The sequence below is a fragment of the Winogradskya consettensis genome, assembly GCF_018332715.1.
Taxonomy (GTDB): domain Bacteria; phylum Actinomycetota; class Actinomycetes; order Mycobacteriales; family Micromonosporaceae; genus Actinoplanes; species Actinoplanes consettensis.
Map to the genome: position 1 here is coordinate 70,295 of NZ_BOQP01000013.1, position 18,367 is coordinate 88,661.

The 18,367-nt window shown below is 67.5% G+C and carries 20 protein-coding genes and 1 tRNA gene; 11 read left to right on the forward strand and 10 right to left on the reverse strand.

Going from position 1 to position 18,367, the window contains the following annotated elements; all coding sequences use genetic code 11:
- The first annotated feature begins 2 nt into the window (after nucleotides 1–2).
- Entirely contained in the window at nucleotides 3–953 is a 951-nt protein-coding gene (bagA, locus tag Aco04nite_RS15210) for an ATPase BagA (RefSeq protein ID WP_212997874.1), read from the forward strand.
- Nucleotides 954–1,014: 61 nt separating this feature from the next.
- A complete protein-coding gene (bagB, locus tag Aco04nite_RS15215) occupies nucleotides 1,015–2,154 on the forward strand; it encodes an ArsA family ATPase (RefSeq protein ID WP_212997875.1) in 1,140 nt (379 codons plus the stop codon).
- Between the two features lies 1 nt (nucleotide 2,155).
- Here the strand turns inward: bagB and Aco04nite_RS15220 are convergent, their stop codons facing one another.
- The gene (locus tag Aco04nite_RS15220) at nucleotides 2,156–2,458 is read right to left on the reverse strand and encodes a WhiB family transcriptional regulator (RefSeq protein ID WP_041832981.1); all 303 of its coding nucleotides are present in this window, start codon (nucleotides 2,456–2,458) and stop codon (nucleotides 2,156–2,158) included.
- A 316-nt stretch (nucleotides 2,459–2,774) separates the two neighbouring features.
- Between Aco04nite_RS15220 and Aco04nite_RS15225 the strand changes: the two genes are divergently transcribed.
- Nucleotides 2,775–5,168 (forward strand): transglycosylase domain-containing protein, encoded by a 2,394-nt coding sequence (locus tag Aco04nite_RS15225; RefSeq protein ID WP_212997953.1) that lies wholly within the window; start codon nucleotides 2,775–2,777, stop codon nucleotides 5,166–5,168.
- Nucleotides 5,169–5,219: 51 nt separating this feature from the next.
- On the opposite strand, the gene Aco04nite_RS15230 is transcribed toward Aco04nite_RS15225, so the two are convergent.
- Nucleotides 5,220–5,672 carry a GatB/YqeY domain-containing protein gene (locus Aco04nite_RS15230; RefSeq protein ID WP_212997876.1) on the reverse strand — a complete coding sequence of 151 codons (453 nt, stop codon included), beginning with the start codon at nucleotides 5,670–5,672 and terminating at the stop codon, nucleotides 5,220–5,222.
- A gap of 25 nt (nucleotides 5,673–5,697) precedes the next feature.
- Here Aco04nite_RS15230 and Aco04nite_RS15235 point away from each other — a divergent pair, with 25 nt between their 5' ends.
- A complete protein-coding gene (locus Aco04nite_RS15235) occupies nucleotides 5,698–6,591 on the forward strand; it encodes a metallophosphoesterase (RefSeq protein WP_212997877.1) in 894 nt (297 codons plus the stop codon).
- A 29-nt stretch (nucleotides 6,592–6,620) separates the two neighbouring features.
- Here Aco04nite_RS15235 and Aco04nite_RS15240 read toward each other — a convergent pair whose 3' ends face one another.
- Nucleotides 6,621–6,830 carry a hypothetical protein gene (locus Aco04nite_RS15240; RefSeq protein WP_212997878.1) on the reverse strand — a complete coding sequence of 70 codons (210 nt, stop codon included), beginning with the start codon at nucleotides 6,828–6,830 and terminating at the stop codon, nucleotides 6,621–6,623.
- A 629-nt stretch (nucleotides 6,831–7,459) separates the two neighbouring features.
- Here Aco04nite_RS15240 and Aco04nite_RS15245 point away from each other — a divergent pair.
- Nucleotides 7,460–8,812, forward strand: coding sequence for a Fic family protein (locus tag Aco04nite_RS15245; protein WP_212997879.1), 1,353 nt, complete (start codon nucleotides 7,460–7,462; stop codon nucleotides 8,810–8,812).
- Nucleotides 8,813–8,948: 136 nt separating this feature from the next.
- On the opposite strand, the gene Aco04nite_RS15250 is transcribed toward Aco04nite_RS15245, so the two are convergent.
- A tRNA-Pro gene (locus Aco04nite_RS15250) sits at nucleotides 8,949–9,022 on the reverse strand.
- 86 nt (nucleotides 9,023–9,108) lie between these two features.
- Nucleotides 9,109–9,810: an SDR family oxidoreductase gene (locus Aco04nite_RS15255; RefSeq protein WP_212997880.1), complete on the reverse strand. Its 702-nt coding sequence runs from the start codon at nucleotides 9,808–9,810 to the stop codon at nucleotides 9,109–9,111.
- 59 nt (nucleotides 9,811–9,869) lie between these two features.
- On the opposite strand from Aco04nite_RS15255, the gene Aco04nite_RS15260 reads away from it, so the two are divergent.
- The gene (locus tag Aco04nite_RS15260) at nucleotides 9,870–10,250 is read left to right on the forward strand and encodes a MerR family transcriptional regulator (protein ID WP_212997881.1); all 381 of its coding nucleotides are present in this window, start codon (nucleotides 9,870–9,872) and stop codon (nucleotides 10,248–10,250) included.
- Nucleotides 10,247–10,570 carry a divalent-cation tolerance protein CutA gene (gene cutA / locus Aco04nite_RS15265; protein ID WP_212997882.1) on the forward strand — a complete coding sequence of 108 codons (324 nt, stop codon included), beginning with the start codon at nucleotides 10,247–10,249 and terminating at the stop codon, nucleotides 10,568–10,570. The genes Aco04nite_RS15260 and cutA overlap by 4 nt, the downstream gene beginning before the upstream one ends.
- Here cutA and pyrE read toward each other — a convergent pair.
- Entirely contained in the window at nucleotides 10,567–11,091 is a 525-nt protein-coding gene (gene pyrE, locus Aco04nite_RS15270; RefSeq protein WP_212997883.1) for an orotate phosphoribosyltransferase, read from the reverse strand. The genes cutA and pyrE overlap by 4 nt on opposite strands.
- A gap of 57 nt (nucleotides 11,092–11,148) precedes the next feature.
- Between pyrE and Aco04nite_RS15275 the strand changes: the two genes are divergently transcribed.
- The 3 genes from Aco04nite_RS15275 (at nucleotide 11,149) to Aco04nite_RS15285 (ending at nucleotide 14,927) form a co-directional block, all read left to right on the forward strand.
- Complete coding sequence (locus Aco04nite_RS15275; RefSeq protein ID WP_212997884.1) at nucleotides 11,149–12,306, forward strand: FIST signal transduction protein; 1,158 nt, start codon at nucleotides 11,149–11,151, stop codon at nucleotides 12,304–12,306.
- A 3-nt stretch (nucleotides 12,307–12,309) separates the two neighbouring features.
- Nucleotides 12,310–14,547, forward strand: coding sequence for a putative bifunctional diguanylate cyclase/phosphodiesterase (locus Aco04nite_RS15280; RefSeq protein WP_212997885.1), 2,238 nt, complete (start codon nucleotides 12,310–12,312; stop codon nucleotides 14,545–14,547).
- Between the two features lie 83 nt (nucleotides 14,548–14,630).
- A complete protein-coding gene (locus Aco04nite_RS15285; protein WP_212997886.1) occupies nucleotides 14,631–14,927 on the forward strand; it encodes a hypothetical protein in 297 nt (98 codons plus the stop codon).
- Between the two features lie 3 nt (nucleotides 14,928–14,930).
- On the opposite strand, the gene Aco04nite_RS15290 is transcribed toward Aco04nite_RS15285, so the two are convergent.
- Together Aco04nite_RS15290 and Aco04nite_RS48820 are read right to left on the reverse strand one after the other, a co-directional pair.
- Nucleotides 14,931–16,022 (reverse strand): glycoside hydrolase family 19 protein, encoded by a 1,092-nt coding sequence (locus tag Aco04nite_RS15290; protein WP_212997887.1) that lies wholly within the window; start codon nucleotides 16,020–16,022, stop codon nucleotides 14,931–14,933.
- Nucleotides 16,023–16,214: 192 nt separating this feature from the next.
- Nucleotides 16,215–16,619, reverse strand: coding sequence for a hypothetical protein (locus Aco04nite_RS48820; RefSeq protein WP_244876023.1), 405 nt, complete (start codon nucleotides 16,617–16,619; stop codon nucleotides 16,215–16,217).
- Between Aco04nite_RS48820 and Aco04nite_RS15295 the strand changes: the two genes are divergently transcribed.
- Nucleotides 16,528–16,818 (forward strand): DUF4352 domain-containing protein, encoded by a 291-nt coding sequence (locus Aco04nite_RS15295; protein ID WP_244876021.1) that lies wholly within the window; start codon nucleotides 16,528–16,530, stop codon nucleotides 16,816–16,818. The two genes, Aco04nite_RS48820 and Aco04nite_RS15295, sit on opposite strands and share 92 nt — an antisense overlap.
- Here Aco04nite_RS15295 and Aco04nite_RS15300 read toward each other — a convergent pair.
- Complete coding sequence (locus Aco04nite_RS15300) at nucleotides 16,733–17,293, reverse strand: TIGR03086 family metal-binding protein (RefSeq protein WP_244876010.1); 561 nt, start codon at nucleotides 17,291–17,293, stop codon at nucleotides 16,733–16,735. The genes Aco04nite_RS15295 and Aco04nite_RS15300 overlap by 86 nt on opposite strands.
- An 11-nt stretch (nucleotides 17,294–17,304) precedes the next feature.
- The gene (locus Aco04nite_RS15305; RefSeq protein WP_212997888.1) at nucleotides 17,305–18,366 is read right to left on the reverse strand and encodes an aspartate-semialdehyde dehydrogenase; all 1,062 of its coding nucleotides are present in this window, start codon (nucleotides 18,364–18,366) and stop codon (nucleotides 17,305–17,307) included.
- Between the last annotated feature and the right edge of the window lies 1 nt (nucleotide 18,367).

Here is an 18,367-nt window from a genome sequence, read left to right on the forward strand (position 1 = left end):
TCATGGGGCGAAACGAGTGGCCGGCACGTCTGCACGTCGTGACCGGCAAGGGCGGCACCGGCAAGACCACCGTCGCGGCCGCCCTGGCGCTGGGTCTCGCCGCGGGCGGGCATCGCACCCTGCTGGTCGAGGTCGAGGGCCGGCAGGGCATCGCCCAGCTCTTCGGGCTCGAGCCGCTGCCCTACAAGGAGCTGCGGATCGCCACGCCGCCCAGGGCCGACGGTGAGGTGCGCGCCCTCGCCGTCGACCCCGAGGAGGCGCTGCTCGAATATCTCGACATGTTCTACAAGCTCGGCGCGGCCGGCCGGGCGCTGCGCAAGATCGGCGCGATCGACTTCGCCACCACGATCGCCCCCGGCCTGCGTGACGTGCTTCTCACCGGCAAGGTCAAGGAGGCCACCACCCGCTCCGACAGTGGTCGCCGGGCGTACGACGCGGTGGTGCTGGACGCGCCCCCGACCGGCCGGATCGGGCGGTTCCTCAACGTCACGACCGAGACCGCGCGGCTGGCGAAGATGGGCCCCATCAAGACCCAGAGCGACGGGGTTTCCTCCCTGCTGCGCTCGCCGATCACCTCGGTGCACGTGGTGACGCTCCTCGAGGAGATGCCGGTGCAGGAGAGCCTCGACGCGATCGAGGAACTCACCGCGCTCAACATCCCGGTGGGGCGCATCATCGTCAACGGCGCCCGGCCACCGTTGCTCGCCGGCGCGCGGCTCACCAAGACCGAGCTCAAACGCGGCCTGATCGCGGCCGGCCTGCCGAGCGACCCGGCCTCCGTCGCCGGCCTGCAGTCCGAGGCGAAGGCGCATCTGACCCGCCGTGAGCTGGAGGAGTCGCTGCGCGCCGAGCTCCTGGAGGCCGACCATCCCGTGGTCGAGCTGCCCCTGCTCGACGGCGGCGTCGACCGGGACGGCCTGAATCGGCTCTCAGAACTACTGATGGGTGTCTGACCCGCCACACTCCGCAGCGCCCTACCCCTCTTCGGATGCCAAGAGTCAGTACGCTCGAAGCGTGGCTGATCAGACCGCTCCGCTCTTGGACGTCGACGCGCTGCTGGCCGACCCGGCCACCCGCATCGTGGTCTGCTGTGGCGCCGGCGGAGTGGGCAAGACGACCACCGCCGCGGCTCTCGGGCTGCGCGCGGCGGAAGTGCACGGCCGGCGCACGGTCGTGCTGACCATCGACCCGGCCCGCCGGCTCGCCCAGTCGATGGGCCTGACCGAGCTGGACAACACACCGCGGCAGGTCAAGGGCATCGACACCGAGGCCACCGGCGGCGAGCTGCACGCCATGATGCTCGACATGAAGCGGACCTTCGACGAGGTCGTGCAGACGCACACCTCGCCGCAGCGCGCCGCGGAGATCTTCGCCAACCCGTTCTACCAGGCCATGAGCTCGACGTTCTCCGGCACCCAGGAGTACATGGCGATGGAGAAACTGGGTCAGCTGCGCTCGGCCGACGAGTGGGACCTGATCATCGTCGACACCCCGCCGTCACGCTCGGCGCTCGACTTCCTCGACGCCCCCGCGCGACTGTCGCGGTTCCTCGACGGCCGGATGCTGCGCATGCTGATGGCGCCCGCGCGCGGCGGGCGGAGCATGTTCAGCCTGGTCACGGCCTCGTTCGGGGTGTTCTCCCGGGCCGTGCAGAAGATCCTCGGCGCCCAGTTGCTGACCGACCTGTCGGGCTTCGTGGCCGCGCTCGACTCCATGTTCGGTGGCTTCCGGCAGCGCGCCGACGAGACCTACCGCATCCTGCAGGACCCGCAGACCGCTTTCCTGCTGGTCGCAGCCCCGGAGCGGGACGCCGTCCGGGAGGCTGCCTATTTCGCCGAGCGGCTGGTGGCCGAGCGCATGCCGCTGGCCGGCCTGGTGCTCAACCGCACGCACGAGGTCGCGTTCGACACGATCTCGCTCGCCGAGGCCGAGGCTGCGGCCGCACAGCTGGACGCTGAGGGAGACCAGCAGGTCACCGCGGAGGCGCTGCGGGTGCACGCCGGCCTGCTCCGGCAGATCGAGCGTGAGGTACGGGTCGCAGCCCGCTTCACCGACGCGTTCCCTCAGGTCCCGGCGGTGGCGGTCACAGCGCAGCCCGCCGATGTCCATGACGTCGACGGGCTGCGAACGATCGGCACTGCACTCGCGGGATAGGTCAGCGAGTGGAGACCAACACCTTGTCTGCGCCCTTCTCGCGCAGTGCGGCCTCGAACATCTTCCGCCAGCTGGCCACATGCGGGTGCCGGCGTAACAGAGCGCGGCGCTCCCGTTCGGTCATGCCTCCCCAGACACCGAATTCAATCCGGTTGTCCAGCGCATCCGCGAGGCATTCGTAGCGGACCGGGCAGCTGCGGCAGATTCTCTTGGCCACGTTCTGCTCGGCGCCCTGCACGAAAAGCGCGTCAGGGTCGCCACTCTGACACGCCGCCATGCTGGGCCAGTCGCTGATCATCCCCATCTGTTCACGTCCCCCCTTGCATTCACCCCCTGACGCCCGTTGGCTCATGTCCCCCAAGCCGTACAGACGTCGTGCGATAGCTCGCCGGACCATCATGCTCCGTAGTCGGGCGATTACGCAACGTTGTCCCTCAAATACGTATACCTCGGGAGTTCCGGGCATCCCGTACTGACCGGACGGAGAAAAGTTGCCGTGAATTCTCAGAAATCGTGATGGCCTGACGACTGGCGGTACAGACTCATTCTGGGCGAACCGTGACCTTCTCGACGCTTGGTCATCGGCGCCTTTCGCGTACCCTGCTCAGGTGACCTCCTGGATGCGCAGACGCGATCACAACATCTTCGCCAATGCGACCTCGCTGCTGATCTGTGGCCTGCTCGCGGGCGTTGTCGTCGCCGCGGCGGCGTTCCCGGCGGTGGCGATGTCAGGCCTTGCGGCAAAGGCGGGCGGCGAAACCTTCGCAAGCCTTCCCAGCGAACTCAAAACGGCCAACACGCCTCAGGTAAGCCGTATCTTCGCTTCCGACAACAAGACGCAGATCGCAGTCTTCTATGACGAGTTCCGCAGCGAAGTGCCGCTGAAGGACATCTCGAAGAACATGCAGAACGCGATCGTCGCGGCGGAGGACCACGAGTTCTTCGAACACAACGGCGTCGACCTCAAGGGCGTCGCCCGCGCGTTCGTCAACAACAAGAGCGGCAAGTCCCAGCAGGGCGCCTCAACGCTCACCATGCAGTACGTCCGAATGTCGCTGGCCTATTCCGCGACAAATCCGCAGGAAGTCGTCGACGCCACCAAGGACACCCCCAAGCGCAAGATCACCGAGATGAAGTACGCCATGCAGGTCGAGAAGGAGCTCTCCAAGGAGCAGATCCTGGAGCACTATCTCAACCAGGCGCCCTTCGGAAACGGCTCCTACGGCGTCGCCGCGGCTTCCCAGGTCTACTTCAAGAAGAAGCCCAAGGATCTCTCGGTCGCCGAGGCAGCGCTGCTGGCGAGCATGGTGAAGGCGCCCACGGCGTTCAACCCGACCACCGCCAGCGGCTACCCGCAGGCGCTGGACCGGCGCAACTACGTGCTGAACGACATGCAGGAGCTCGGCTTCATCACCCCCGCCGACTACCAGAAGGCGATCGCGGTCAAGATCAGCCGCACGGTCCAGCACGTCGGCAACGGCTGCGTCTCGGTCAAGACGAACAGCTGGGGCTTCTTCTGCGACTACTTCTACCGCTGGTGGCTCAGCCGCGACGAGTTCGGCAGCACCACGTACGACCGCGAGCGCCGGCTCAAGGGCGGCGGCTACCGCATCCAGACCTCGCTCGACATCAAGGCGCAGAACGCCGCCCGCGAGAACATCAGCGACGAGATCAAGGACACCAACAAGAACGCGCTGCTGCTCGCCGGCATCCAGCCCGGCACCGGCAAGGTCCGGGCGCTCGCCGCGAACCGCAAGTTCAAGCTCGACGACGCGAACAACAAGATCTCCTCGGACCCGGCCAAGGCGAAAAAGAAGATCAAGAGCACCTACCCGAACACCACCAACCCGCTGCTCAGCGGTGGTGGCGACATCAACGGCTACCAGGCCGGCTCGGTGTTCAAGATGTTCACCATGGTGGCGGCGCTGGAGAACGGCTACCCCCTGGCGTATTCGATCAACGCCCCGGCGAAGTACATCTCCAAGTACATCGTCGCGCCCGGCCCGTCGACCTGTAACGGCAAGTACTACTGCCCGTCGAACGCGTCCGCCAGCGAGGCCGGCGTCTTCAACATGTGGACCGGCTTCGGCGCCTCGGTGAACACCTACTTCGTGCCGCTGCAGGAGCGGGTCGGCGCCGAGAAGGTCGTCGACGTCGCCAAGCGCTTCGGTGTCCAGTTCCGCGCCAAGCAGGACTACGACTTCGCCAACGACGAAGCCTCCGCACACCAGTGGGGCGCGTTCACCCTGGGCGTCTCCTCGTCCACGCCGCTCGACATGGCCAACGCGTACGCCACCCTCGCCGGCGACGGCATGTACTGCACCCCGACCCCGGTCGAGCAGATCACCACGATCAGCGGCGACAAACTCGACGTCGGCAAGCCGCACTGCACCCGCGCCACCTCACCCGACGTGGCCCGCGCGGCGCTCGACGCCGCCCGCTGCCCGGTCGGCGACTCGGCTCAGCTCGGCAACTGCCAGGGCCGCACCGCACCCCAGGCCCACGGCATCATCGACCACCCGATCTACGGCAAGACCGGCACCACCGACCACGACAAGACCGCCGCCCTGATCATCGGCAGCAGCTCGCTCGCCGTCGCGGGCTACCTGGTCAACCCGGACTGGCAGAACCACACGGACCGCATGGACCACGCCATCGTCAACCCAGCGGTGTGGAACACGATGAAAGACTTCCTCAAGGGCAAGCCCAAGGTCCAGTTCAAGCGCCCGGGCAGCAAGAAGATCTCCATCGGCGACCAGCGCTCGATCCCCGACGTCACCTGCGCCACCATCGACAACGCCAAGTCCCGCGTCGAAAGCGCCGGCTTCAGCGCCACGACGGGCCAGGAAGTCGAGTCCGACTGCCCCAAGGGCACAGCCGCGGGCACCAACCCCAGCGGCCGGACCATCAAGAACGGCTTCGTCAGCATCGAAATCAGCAAGGGCAAAAAAGAAGACGACAAGAAGGACGACAAGGACAAGCCGGACGACCCGGCTAAGCCTCCTCGTCGGTAGCGGTGGGCTTCGGTGGCTTGCACATCGACCTCGTGACGCGGGCGCGGAAGGCTAGCCGAGCTGACGGCGTACTGATGCGGCCACTCGGCCTCCCTCGGCGCGACCGGCCACAGCAGCCTGGGCCGACTTCATGGCCGGGCCCATCTGTGCCTTGCTGGTGAAACCGCCCGCCGTGAGCGCGTCGCCGACCAGGCTGTCGATCTCCTCGTCGGTCAGCTGGGCCGGGAGGTAGTGAGCGAGCAGATCACCCTCGGCGGTTTCCTTCTCGGCCTGCTCGGTGCGGCCGGCGTCCTTGAACGCGGTTGCCGCCTCGCGGCGCTTCTTCGCCTCCTTGGTCAGGACGGCGAGCACCTCGTCGTCTGACAACTCCCGCGCGGCGTTCCCGGAGACCTCGGCGGTGCGGACAGCAGACAACGCCATTCGCAGCGTGGACGTGGTGAGCTCGTCCCGGCCCTTCATCGCGGTGTGCAGATCATCGGTCAGGCGGTCTTTCAGCGTTCCCATGGACGGTCAAACTACTCTTGCCGTCATGCGCAAGCGCCCCTTTATCACCGCAGCCGCCACGCTGACCGCCGCCGGCGCCGCCACTTTCGCGTACGCCGCCCTGGTCGAACGCAACCTCTTCACCCTGCGCCGCTTCGACGTCCCGATGCTGGAACCCGACGCCGAGCCCCTGCGCATCCTGCACATCTCCGACCTGCACATGATGCCCGACCAGCGCCGCAAGCAGTCCTGGGTCGCCGCCCTCGCCGGCACCGACCCCGACCTCGTGGTCGTCACCGGCGACAACATGGCCTCCCCGGACGCCGTCCCGGGCGTCCTGCGCGCCCTGAACCCGCTGCTGGAAATCCCGGGCGTCTTCGTCTTCGGCTCCAACGACTACCGCGGCCCGGTCTGGAAGAACCCCCTGACCTACGTCTTCGGCAAGGGCGAATACATCCAGGGCGTCGACCTCCCCTCGGAAGACCTCCGCGCCGCCCTCACCACCGCAGGCTGGGCCGACCTCAACAACGCCCGCACCACCCTCAAAGCCGGCGGCCGCACCATCGAATTCGCCGGCGTCGACGACCCCCACATCGACCGCGACGACTACCCCTCGGTGGCAGGCCCCGCCTCCCCGGAAACCGACCTGCACATCGGCGTCACCCACACCCCGGCCTCCCGCGTCCTCAACCCCATGGCCGCCGACGGCTTCGGCCTCCTCCTGGCCGGCCACACCCACGGCGGCCAGGTCTGCGTCCCCGCCTACGGCGCCCTGGTCACCAACTGCGACCTCCCCCGAACCATGGCCAAAGGCCTCCACCGCTGGCCCAACTCCAACGCCTTCCTCCACGTCTCCGCCGGCCTGGGCACCCACCCCACCGCCCCGATCCGCTTCGCCTGCCGCCCCGAAGCCTCCCTCCTCACCCTCATCCCCCGCTGACCCCCCGGTGGCCCCCGGGCCACCGGCTCTCAGCCCCGCCCCTTGAAAATCCCCCAGACCATCACCGCCGCCGTCACCAGCGTCAGCCCGGCAATCCCACAGATCACAAACAACCCCGACTGCACCGTACGATCCCCGATCCCGGCCTGAATAGCAGCCACAAGAGCCGCCGCAGCAGTCCCCGCAAACCCGCCCCCGACAGCGAGCGCCGACTTCGCTACCCCCACCTGGACCTTCACCTCCCCCAAACTCCGCCGAGGCCGCTCCACCCTCACCACTGGCTCACCCATGACCGTTCACTCCACTCCGCGGGTGTAGAGGTCGCCACCAAGCCATCCAGCCCTCACCATCCGAGGCCCGGTCCCGCCCCACCCAAAGTCATCGAGCAGAGCACTGGCCGGCGACGCACCCAAGTCGTCCCGTGACTACTTGTCCAATGCTACGGGTCGCACGACTAGACGCAACCCCACCCTGTCCGCGCACGCGCCCATTGACGGCATAGTCACTGGTCAACACCCCTGAAACCCAGGCCCAAATTCTTCGCAGACCTGGCAGGCCCCAGCCGAAACCCGGGACCCTCGCTCCAGCTCCCAGCCGCTTGCTCCAAATGTTTGGAGAAACTTGGAGCAAATTTGGAGCAGCCGACGCCATCACGACCGGCGCCGGACTGAAGGGAAAAGCGCAGCCCAGGACCCCTCAAGAAGCCAAGGTCAGCGACTCGCCGACTCAGTCTCGCGCGATTTGCTCCAAGAACTTGGAGTAACTTGGAGCAAACTTGGTGCAAGCTGTGGCTGAGGCGATGTTCGACTCCAACGACCCTGGGCGCAGCTCGCTTCGACCGACAACAGTCAGCAGGAGATTCGGAGACATGCAGATACCCGTGCCTCCACCGCCGCTGAACGAGCTACTCGCGCGCCTGGAGAGCAAAAACTTCTTCGGCAAAATTGTCCAAGATCTTCCATACGGGGTTTCTCAAGGTCGATATCTGCACTGGGACTCCATGCGTCACCGGACACCGCCGAACGGCCTCACCCACGACCAGTGGTGGGCGGCAACCAAAATCGCCCGGCTGACGGTCCAGCGACGGCTACCCTTGGCCGACGAGCACGGCAGATTCTTCAATTACTGCCTGCCAGACGACGTGATGCGCAACGTCGACTTCGTCATCACCAATACAGGTGGCCGTATCGGACTGAACGAAGAAGTCGCGAACCCCACCAACAGGGATCAGTATCTCGTCGATTCGCTCATCGAAGAGTCGGTCACCTCCAGCCAGATCGAAGGCGCCTCGACATCCCGGCGGGTGGCACGGGAAATGATCCGCTCCGGAAGGCCACCTCGCGACCGCAGCGAAACAATGATTCTGAACAACTTCCGCGCGATGGAGAGAGTCGGAGAACTGCGGCACGAACCGCTCACCATCGACCTGATCTGCGACCTGCAGCGCATCGTCACGGAAGGCACACTCGACGACCCGGAGTCGGCCGGCAGGTTCCAGACACCCGCGGAAGCACGGATCGCAGTCTTCGATGACCAGGGAGAACTTCTCCACACTCCGCCACCCGCGGAGACGATCCCCGAACGGATGCAGGCCCTCTGCGACTTCGCCAACGCCAAGGCCAGCACCGACGGGCCCTATCTTCCCGGAGTTCTGCGTGCGCTGACGATCCATTTCATGATGGGCTACGAGCACCCTTTCGAGGACGGCAACGGCCGAACGGCGCGCATCCTGTTCTACTGGTCGATGCTCAATCAGGGATTCTGGATCACGGAATTCATCTCCGTTTCCCGGATCCTGAAGGGTGCGCAGGCGAAGTACGCGAGGTCGTACCTGCTCACCGAGGTGGACGACAACGACCTGACCTACTTCTTCGACTACCACCTCGGCGTCATCCACACCGCCATCGACCACCTGAACCAATACCTCACGCGCAAGATGGCGGAGGTCAAGGAGCTTCGCACCAAGCTCCGCAACGAGGCTGACTACCTCAACTCCCGGCAGCTCGCCCTCGTGCAGAACTCACTGAAGCACCCGGATGTCTCGTACTCAGTTCTCTCGCACTCGATGTCGCATCGTGTATCCGGCGAGACCGCGAGGCAGGACCTGGTGGCGCTCGAACAGGCAAACCTGCTGGAACGACGCCGCGTCGGCAAGCGCTTCGTCTATGCCCCGGTGAGCAACCTCGCCGACGCGATCAAGGACCTCAGCGCAGCCAGATAGCTCGTCCAGCGGGGAGCCCCGGCCAGCTTGCTCCAAACATTTGGAGAAACTTGGAGCAAGCTGGGACCAAGCCTCGGAAACAGTTCAGGGCCGGTCCTCCTCGCGGAGAACCAGCCCTGAGCTGGTGCAACATCTGTCGGGGTGGCCGGATTTGAACCGACGGCCTCTTCGTCCCGAACGAAGCGCGCTACCAAGCTGCGCCACACCCCGATGCGTGCTGGACAATAGTATCCGACACCCACCCGGACGCGAAATCGGTATACCCCCCGGCGTAAAGCCGCAGCTCAGCCGCGCTGTCAGCTCGCGGTCAGGGCCTGCTTGTAGAAGTCGGCGGGGTCGGCGGCGAGGGAGGCTTTGACCATGGCGCTCCAGTCGTCGGCGAGGGCTTCCAGTTTTCCGGCTTCCAGGGCGTCGAGGCCGGCGGCCACCACCGTGGCGGGGGCGATCTTGGGGCCGTCATAGAAGGCGGCCATGTCGGTGTCGGCGGCGCCGAGGAAGAGGCCGGTGACCAGGGTGTTCTGGGGGGCCAGTTCGAGGCGGACGCCGTTGGTCATGTTCCAGGCCGCTGCCTTGGCCGCCGCGTAGGCGTTCGAGCCGTCGTACGCGAACCAGGACAGCGCCGACAGCACGTTGAGGATCGCGCCGCCGGTGAGTTGCGGGGCGAAGGCTCGGATCATGTTGAGGGTGCCCCAGAAGTGGGTGTCCAGTTCTCGGCGGATGTCGTCCAGGTCTCCCGTGACGAGGCTGACGCCGGTGGAGATGCCCGCGTTGTTGATCAGGATGGTGACGTCGGGGGCGGCGAGGGCTGCGGCGGCGATCGAGGCCCGGTCGGTGATGTCGAGTTCTAGGGGCGTGACGCCGGGGAGGTCGATGCTGGAGGCGCGGCGGGCCGTTGCGTAGACCTTGGCTGCTCCCCGGTCGAGGAGGGACTGGGTGAACTGGCGGCCGAGGCCTCGGTTGGCGCCGGTGACGAGGACGGTTGCTCCGTTGATCTGCATGTCGGTTACGCTAGAACCTGACGTTGACGTCAGAGGCAAGGGTTGCGACGGGAGTCACTGTGCGGATCGGTGAGCTGGCGGAGAAGGCGGGCGTGAGCGTCCGGGCGTTGCGCTACTACGAGGAGCAGGAGTTGCTGGCCTCGGAGCGCAGCGCGAGCGGGCAGCGTCACTATCGCGAGGATGCCGTCGATCGGGTGCAGCTGATCCAGATGCTCTACGGGGCCGGTCTGTCCAGCAAGACGGTCGCTGAGCTGCTGCCGTGCGTCGATGCCAAGGTCAACACGCCGGAGTCACGGGCCCGGCTCGCCGACGAGCGGGAGCGGATCAATCAGCAGATCATTGATCTCACTCGTACGAGGGACCGCCTCGACGCCGTCATCGAGCTCTCGCAGAGCCCGACCAACGGGTGCACGATCGTCGAAGAAGCGCTCTACGCATGACGGGTGAGCCGGTGTGCGAGGTCGTCATCACGGCCGCTGATGCCGAGTGGCTGGCCGGGTTCACGCGGCGGCTGGTCGAGGATCGGCTGGCGGCATGCGGGCATCAGATCACCCCGATCCGGTCGATCTACCGGTGGGAGGGCACGGTGCACGACGAGGCCGAGGCGCGGGTCACCCTGCATACCCGCGCCTCGCTCGTGCCGGACATCGTGGCCCGGGCCGACGCCGAGCATGAGTACGACGTGCCCTGCGTCCTGGCCCTGCCGATCACCGACGGCAACCCGGCCTACCTGGAATGGATCGTTCGGGAGACCGCTTAAACAGCGGCCTCGAGAGCCGCGCGGGTGAGCAGTGCACGCAGCGTGATGCCGGCTTCGGCCAGAGCCTCGCTGCCGCCCTCCTGCCGGTCGATGACGCAGAGTGCGTGGTCGACGTGCGCGCCGAGCTTGCGCAACTCCTCGGTGGAGATGACGACCTGACCGCCGGAGGTGACCACGTCCTCGATGACCAGGACGCGGCGGCCGGCGACCTCGGCGCCCTCGGAGAGGCGGGCGGTGCCGTACTGCTTGGCCTGTTTGCGGACGAAGGCGGTGGGGAGCTTGGCGTGCCGGGCGACCGCGGTGACCACCGCGATGCCGCCCATCTCCAGGCCGGCCAGGACCTCGGTGCCCTCGGGGATGAGGACGGCCATCTGCTCCGCCAGCTGGTCGAGCAGGACCGGGTCGGCCTCGAACTGGTACTTGTCGAAGTATTCGGTCGCGGTCCGGCCGGAGCGCAGGACGAACTCGCCGGTCAGGCGGCTCACGTCGCGGACCTGCCGCGCAAGGTCTGAGTCAGTCACGAGGTAACAGCCTAGGAGGTCTCTCAGCGAACTCTCGAACCGGTCGATCAGAAGATCATGCAGAGTCTCTCTGACCGGTGGTTCGGGGTCGGGCACAGTGTGGCGCCGGATTCCGCCAAGGCGGGGGCGGAGGCCACGGCGGCTGCGCTGTCCGGGCGTACGCCAAAGGCCGTCTTTGTCTTCTGCTCGGTCAACCACGCCGTGCCCGCGTTGCTCGACGCCGTCCGGGCCGAGGTCGGGCCTGGGGTGACGGTCGTGGGCGGTAGCAGCCTCGGCGAAATTTCCTCGGAGGCCGGGGCGACAACCGACGGCGTGGTGGTCACGGCCCTGGGTGGGGACGGATTCGATATCCGTACGCGCATCGCGTACGTCGGCGGCAACGGTCATCGCGAAGCCGGCGCCGACGTGGCACACGCGCTGGATGGGATGGACCGGCCGCACACCGCGCTGATGATGATCTGCGAGGGCATGTCAGGCAACCCGCACGAGATAGTCCGGGGCGCCTACTCGGTGGTCGGCGCCGCCGTGCCGCTGGTCGGCGGGCTGGCGGCGAACGACACCGGGAAGCGCTCGTTCCAGTTCCACGACGACCGGGTGGTCTCCGGCGCGGTTGTCGGCGTCGCGATCGGCTCGGACGCGCCGATGGGGGTGGGTATCGCGCACGGCTGGCACCGGGTCGAACCGCCCATGGTGATCACCGGCAGCGACCAGACCCGGATCCTGGAGCTGGACGGCGAACCCGCGCTGGACGTGCTGCTGCGCCGCCGGGGCATGGCCGACCCGGCGGAGCTGTTCGCGAACAACACCCGGTTGCAGGCGATCGGGCTGTCCCGGCGCAGTGGCGAGGACATCCGGATCATCGTCGCGGCGGACGAGGCGGACCGTTCACTGATCGGGCTGGCGACCATGCCGCAGGGGGCCATCTGCTGGCTGATGGACAGCGACTACGAGTCGCTGGTCGCCGGGGCCACCGCGTCGTGCGAGGAGGCGGTCGCGGGGCTCGACGGGCGGCCACCGATCGGGGTCTTCACGTTCGACTGCGGCGGGCGGCGGGGCGCGCTGGGCGATGAGGGCATCCGCGCCGAGGCTGCGACGATCTCCGCCGCGCTGCCCGGGGTGCCGTTCGGCGGGCCGTACACGATGGGGGAGATCGCCCGGACGCGTGGTTCGCTCGGGACCCATGCCCTGACCCTCGTCACGCTTGCGCTGGCCTGACGCATGTATACCTGGTCGACGCATCAGCTCACCGAGTACTTCACCGCCGTGAACGCGTCGGCGGATGAGACCGCGGCCATCTCGCTGGCGGTCGAGCGAGCCTGCGAGATGGTCGAGGCCGAGGCCGGCGCGGTGGTGCTCGGCGATCGGGTGCACGGCGCGTGGGGGTTCGGGTCGGACGTACCCACCAAGGGAATTCTCTCGATCGCCAGGGCGCCGGGCACGTTGTCGGTCCCTGCTTTAGGCGATCTGTACGCCGTCCCGAGCGCCCTCGGCGAAGCGATCGAAGGCGCGCTGGTCGTGGGCCGCCTCGACGAGCCGTTCACGCCCGAGGAACGCCAGATGCTCCAGGGCATGGCCCAGGTCCTCGGCGTCGCCCTGCGCAGCATCCGGGTGCTGATCGACGAGCGCACCCTGCGCGCCGAGCGGGAACGCGAGGCCACCGAGCGGCTGATCCTGCTGGAGCAGGCGCAGACCCGGCAGCGGCTGGTCGAGACGCTGCTGACGATCCAGCGCGCGATCTCCAACCGCAAGCCGCTGCCCGAGATCCTGGACGCGGTCACCAGCGGGACGGCGGCGCTGCTCGGCGGCGCACCGGTGGCGTTGATCCTGGCCGAGGGCGGCCGGGGCCGGCGGCTGAGCGTCGCGTCGACCTCCGGCCCGGAAGGCTACGACTTCGCCGACCCGGACAGCTCGCACACCGAGGCGCGCGAAGCCATGGCCACCGCCCAGGTGATCGTCCGGGCCGTCGATCCGCACGATCCGGCCTGGGGCACGATCATCGCCACCCCCGTACGCGTGACCGGCGAGATGGCCGGCGCCCTCGTCGCGCAGCTCCCCGGGTCCGTGGACCAGTACTCGGAGCAGCGTGAGCAGCTCGCGGCGTTCGCTCAGCAGGTGAGCCTGGCGCTCACGGATGCGCGTACGGTCGAAGCCGTCCGCGAGGCCCACCACGACCCGGTCACCGGCCTGCCCAACCGCGGCCTGTTCCTGAAGATCTTCAACCGGGTGCTGGCGTCGCGGGCCGCCCTCACCGAGCCGACCAGCGTGCTCTTCATCGACCTGGACAGGTTCAAGGCCGTCAACGACAGCCTCGGCCACGAAGCCGGCGATCAGTTGCTGGCCGCGGTCGCGGGACGGATCCGGGCATGTGTACGCGCGAGCGACACCACGGCACGCCTCGGTGGCGACGAGTTCGCCGTCCTGCTGCACAACTCGCCGGTGGACGCGGCGACCGCCGTGGGCGAACGGGTGATCGAGACGGTCAAGGAGCCGTTCAACATCGCCGGGCGGGACATCTTCATCGGCGCCAGCGTCGGGGTCGCGATCACCCGGGCCGCGGCCGCGAACTCGGACACCCTGCTGAGCAACGCGGACCTGGCGATGTACCGGGCGAAGAAGGAGGGCCCCGGCAAGGTCGTCGTCTACGAGCCGCACATGCACACCGAGGCGATCAACTACCTGAGTCTGCGTACGGACCTGCAGCGCGCGCTCCAGGAGCACGAGTTCCGGCTTCAATACCAGCCTCTCGTACGCCTGGACACCGGCGAGACCGCGGGCGTGGAGGCACTGATCCGCTGGCACAGCCCCGCGCGGGGACTGGTGTCGCCCGTGGACTTCATCCCGATCGCCGAGGAGTCCGGGCTGATCGTCGAGCTCGGACAGTGGGTGCTGGAGACGTCGGCGGCGCAGGTGGCGGCGTGGCGGCGTACCCATCCGGATCTGACCTTGAATGTGAACGTCTCGGGTCATCAGCTCGTGCACCCGCGGTTCGCGGCGAACGTGACCCGCGCGCTCGCCGTGGCCGGTCTGCCCTCGGGGGCGGTGACGCTGGAACTGACCGAGTCGGTGCTGATGAGCGACCCGGATGCGGCGGTGGCGTCGCTGGCCAGCCTGCGTGAGCTGGGCGTCCAACTGTCCATCGACGACTTCGGGACGGGTTATTCGTCCCTGGCCTACCTGCGGGAACTGCCGGTGGACGAGCTGAAGATCGACCGCGCCTTCATCGCGCGGGCCGAGCTCACCGGCGAAGATCTCGCATTGGTACGCACCATTGTCGAACTGGGCCACATCCTGGGACTGCGCGTGGTGGCCGAAGGCATCGAGAACGCCGCCCAGCTCGAGGCGCTCCGCCGGCTGGGCTGCTCCTACGGTCAGGGATATCACCTGTGCCGCCCCAGCAACCCGGCGGACATCCCGCAGGTCCTCGCGCGACGGTCGCTGACCGCTGTTCACCCGTAAGCGTAATTGATCAGCAGCTTGGGTAGAGGTGTGTCCAGTTTCGGCTACTTTGCGAATTAGCCAATACCTCTGAGAGGTTCGTCGTGACCCCCTTCGCGCTGCTCTTCCTGATCGCTCTCGCCGGCTCTTCCTGTTTCGCCATCGGCCGCGCACTCGGCCGCGGCGAACGATACGAAAAGGGCTACCGCGAGGGCTTCCGCGACGGTGAGACCGGATCCCTGGCCCGCGCCGCCCGCCTGATCCAGCTCAACGACCGCCGCTCGATCGCACCGGCCGTCGAATCCATGCTGGTGCCCGGCCCGGTGCCCTATCTGCTGCCGCAGCGCGGGGCGGCACCCGTCGTCGTCGGAGTGCCGGCCCGCCCGCAGCTCGCGGTGTAACTTTCAGCAGTAGAGATTGGCTCCCGGGCTGACCCCGAGAATCGCGGTGAACCGGTTGTACGCGTCCACCCGGCTCTGCACCTGCGCGGGATTGCGCCCGTCACACTCGAGCGAACCGTTGATGCTCCGGATCGTCTGACCGAAACCGGCGCTGTTCACCATGGCGTCGTGCGGCGTCATCGTGCCCGGCCCCCGCTGCGTCATCCAGTACCAGACGGCGGTCTGATAGGCGACCGATGCTTCGTTCTTGACCCGGTCAGGATTGTTCAGCAGATCGATCCCGAGCGCGTCCCCGGCAGCCTTGTAGTTGAAATTCCAGCTCAACTGAATAGGCCCACGCCCGTGGTACGCGGACTGCCCCGCCGGACACCCGTACGACTGGCTGGTGTCACAGTAGAGCGGCCAGTTCGCCTGATTCTGCTCCTCGACGTAGACCAGACCACCGGACTCGTGGTTCACGTTCGCGAGGAAAGCCGCGGCTTCCTGCTTCTTCACCGTGTCACTGCCGGTCGTGGTGAACGCCGGATACTTCTTCACGGCGTCGACCAGGCCCGCGTACGAGTAGAAGCCGATCCGGCTCGGGAACATCTGGTTGAACTGCGCCTCGGTCACCGGAAAACTCGAGTTTCCCGGCGGCTGCGTCGTCGGCGGCGTGGTGCCACCACCGGAGCAGGAGTACGGCTCCCAGTACCAGGTGCTGATGATCGGGTCATAACCCGGGTTCTCGTTCTTCGCCCGGTAGTAGCCCCCGTTCGAGTACTTCACGATCGAACCCGCCGGATACCACGTCCCCGCCACCCAGTTCGGGTAGCTGCACCCACCGGGCGGCGTCGTCGGGTCGCCCCCACCACCACAGGCCCCGTTGTCGGTCCACACCCCGGACCCACCGGTGCTGGGCGTCTCCCCCTGCGTCCACCACTTCGCGGTCCAGTTGTGCGCACTGTAGGACGCCCGCTGCCCGCCTGTGTAGACCGTCGAGCTGCCGTACGCCGCCACGCAGGCCTCGGCCGCATTGGACGCGGTCATCGGGACAACCGCCGTCGCGACACCGGCCAGCACCACACCAACTATCGCCATGAGCCGTCTTCTGGGCATGGATCACCTTTTTCGCGTGGGGATGAGGGGGGAACGGATTGATTGAACTAGATGTCCCCATCCGGCCGCAATATCTATTAGGAAACTTCACAGATTAAAACAATTCCCCCGCCGATTGGCCGGCTCCTGAACGGGCCGCGCTCACCGCCCGATGATCCTTCACGGACATCGACCGTTCCGACTCCCGTGCGATCAGCCGACATCCGAGGTGTCGACGCCGCCGCCTGTGTAATCAACGCCATCGTAGTTCCGCGACCGGTAACCCGAGCGGAAATCCGGGAGCCATCGGATCGATCCACTTGGCGCGCGAGGAGCGCCCCCATGACATACCCGGCGAACAATCAGAATCAGTCGACACAGCCCGCCGGTCGCCCCCGGTGCCGTGCCGTCGCAGCCAAGCGAGCCCGCCTTTCCGCCCACGCCGCCCGAACCGATGTACGGCCCGGCGGCGCCCGGCTTCGGCGATCCCGTGCGCGACGGCAAGTTCGAATTCACGGCCAGCAAGATGGACTGCTCGAGGTCCGAGGTCGGCAACTTGTTCCTCAACAAGAGGGCCCAGGGCAAGTTCTGCCAGATCACGGTGAAGGTGGAGAACATCGGCAAGAAGGCTCAGGATTTCGACGGTTCGTCGCAGAAGGCGCTGGATCCAAGGGCACCGAGCTCGTCCTGCACGACAGCATGTTCTCGGGCGGCGTCGAGGTGGCGTTGTCCTAGGTGCGGTCGTGTCCGAGCAGGTGGGCGAGTTGCTCTGTCGGGGAGGTGGTGGCGGCTCCAGGGACCGGGGCGGCGTACATGACGCCGCGGAGGCGCTCGGGGATGACTGTGGCGGCGTAGGAGAGGCACCTGTCGGCGATCCCGTCGGGTGCCTCGCTCGGCTGGCCGGTTGCTACGGCGAGGTCCCAGCCGTGGGTGACGGTTTCGACCGTGAAGCCGCGGGCCGCCTCCAACGCCGTGCACGGACCCCATGGCGCGGTGACCTGGTCGTCGGGGGCGAGTTCGAGCCAGGCGGCGCGGATCTCCACGGCCAGCTCGGCATAGGTGGTGGCCAGGTCGGCGTCCGGGATGTCCACGATCACGTGGGGGATGGCTCGGGTAGAGACGCCGCGAGCGGTGCCCAGGCCTCGATGGGCCGTGCCCAGGAGGTGGCCCTGCAGGGCTCGGACGGTGAAGTCCTTGCAGGGGGTCGGTCGATCCAGGTCAGGGGCGGTGGTCGCATGCATGAGGGCGGTCACCCAGGTGAGGGCGGTGAAGTAGTCCTGGCCGAATTTCACGGCTCTTGATATCAGGACTTGGCGATCTCGGCGGCGAGCATCTCGGCGATCTGGACCGTGTTGAGGGCGGCGCCCTTGCGCATGTTGTCGCCGGTGATGAAGAGGTCGAGGGCTCGGGGGTCGTCCATGGCTCGGCGGATGCGGCCGACCCACGAGGGGTCGGTGCCGACGGCGTCGATGGGCATGGGGAATTCGCCGGCTTCGGGGTCGTCGACGAGGATGACGCCGGGGGCGTTGCGGAGGACCTGGCGGGCCTCGTCGGCGGTGATCTCGGAGCCGAAGACGGCGTGGACCGCGACGGAGTGGCCGGTGACGACCGGGACCTGGACGCAGGTGGCGGAGACCTTGAGGTCGGGCAGGGCGAGGATCTTGCGGGACTCGTCGCGGAGCTTGAGCTCGTCGGAGGACCAGCCGAGGGGGCCGAGGTCGCCGGCCCAGGGGACGACGTTGAGGGCGAGCGGGGCCGGGAAGGGGCCGAGGTCGTCGCCGACCGCCTGGCGGACGTTGCCGGGGCGGGAGCCGAGGGTGCGGTCGCCCGCGACCTTGCTGAGCTGGTCGTGCAGGATGTCGACGCCGATCTGGCCGGCGCCCGAGACCGACTGGTAGGAGGCGACGACCAGCTCGCGCAACTCGTACTCGTGGTGGAGTGGGGCTATCGCCATGAGCATGGTCATGGTGGTGCAGTTGGCGTTGGCGACGATGCCACGCGGGCGGTAGCGCAGAGCCTCGCCGTTGATCTCCGGCACGACCAGCGGGACGTCGCGTTCCATCCGCCAGGCGGGGGAGTTGTCGACGACGGTGACGCCGCGGTCGGCGGCGATGGGTGCCCATTCGCGGGAGAGCTCGTCGGGGATGTCGAACATCGCGACGTCGACGCCGTCGAAGACCTCGGGGGTCAGCTCCTGGACGGTCAGCTGCTCACCGCGGCAGGGCAGCTCCTTGCCGGCCGAGCGGGCCGACGCGATCAGCCGGATCTCGCCCCAGACGTTGCGGCGGGAGGTCAGCAGCTCACGCATCACCGTGCCGACGGAACCGGTGGCTCCGACGACCGCGAGGGTGGGCTGCCGACCCATG

Bases quoted from the DNA above. Each gene is read 5' to 3' on its own strand.
- bagA (WP_212997874.1), top strand. From the start codon at position 3: ATGGGGCGAAACGAGTGGCCGGCACGTCTGCACGTCGTGACCGGCAAG.
- Aco04nite_RS15220 (WP_041832981.1), bottom strand. From the start codon at position 2,458: ATGGGGATGATCAGCGACTGGCCCAGCATGGCGGCGTGTCAGAGTGGC.
- Aco04nite_RS15225 (WP_212997953.1), top strand. From the start codon at position 2,775: ATGCGCAGACGCGATCACAACATCTTCGCCAATGCGACCTCGCTGCTG.
- Aco04nite_RS15230 (WP_212997876.1), bottom strand. From the start codon at position 5,672: ATGGGAACGCTGAAAGACCGCCTGACCGATGATCTGCACACCGCGATG.
- Aco04nite_RS15235 (WP_212997877.1), top strand. From the start codon at position 5,698: ATGCGCAAGCGCCCCTTTATCACCGCAGCCGCCACGCTGACCGCCGCC.
- Aco04nite_RS15245 (WP_212997879.1), top strand. From the start codon at position 7,460: ATGCAGATACCCGTGCCTCCACCGCCGCTGAACGAGCTACTCGCGCGC.
- Aco04nite_RS15255 (WP_212997880.1), bottom strand. From the start codon at position 9,810: ATGCAGATCAACGGAGCAACCGTCCTCGTCACCGGCGCCAACCGAGGC.
- cutA (WP_212997882.1), top strand. From the start codon at position 10,247: ATGACGGGTGAGCCGGTGTGCGAGGTCGTCATCACGGCCGCTGATGCC.
- Aco04nite_RS15275 (WP_212997884.1), top strand. From the start codon at position 11,149: ATGCAGAGTCTCTCTGACCGGTGGTTCGGGGTCGGGCACAGTGTGGCG.
- Aco04nite_RS15280 (WP_212997885.1), top strand. From the start codon at position 12,310: ATGTATACCTGGTCGACGCATCAGCTCACCGAGTACTTCACCGCCGTG.
- Aco04nite_RS15290 (WP_212997887.1), bottom strand. From the start codon at position 16,022: ATGCCCAGAAGACGGCTCATGGCGATAGTTGGTGTGGTGCTGGCCGGT.
- Aco04nite_RS15295 (WP_244876021.1), top strand. From the start codon at position 16,528: ATGGACTGCTCGAGGTCCGAGGTCGGCAACTTGTTCCTCAACAAGAGG.
- Aco04nite_RS48820 (WP_244876023.1), bottom strand. From the start codon at position 16,619: ATGTTCTCCACCTTCACCGTGATCTGGCAGAACTTGCCCTGGGCCCTC.
- Aco04nite_RS15305 (WP_212997888.1), bottom strand. From the start codon at position 18,366: ATGGGTCGGCAGCCCACCCTCGCGGTCGTCGGAGCCACCGGTTCCGTC.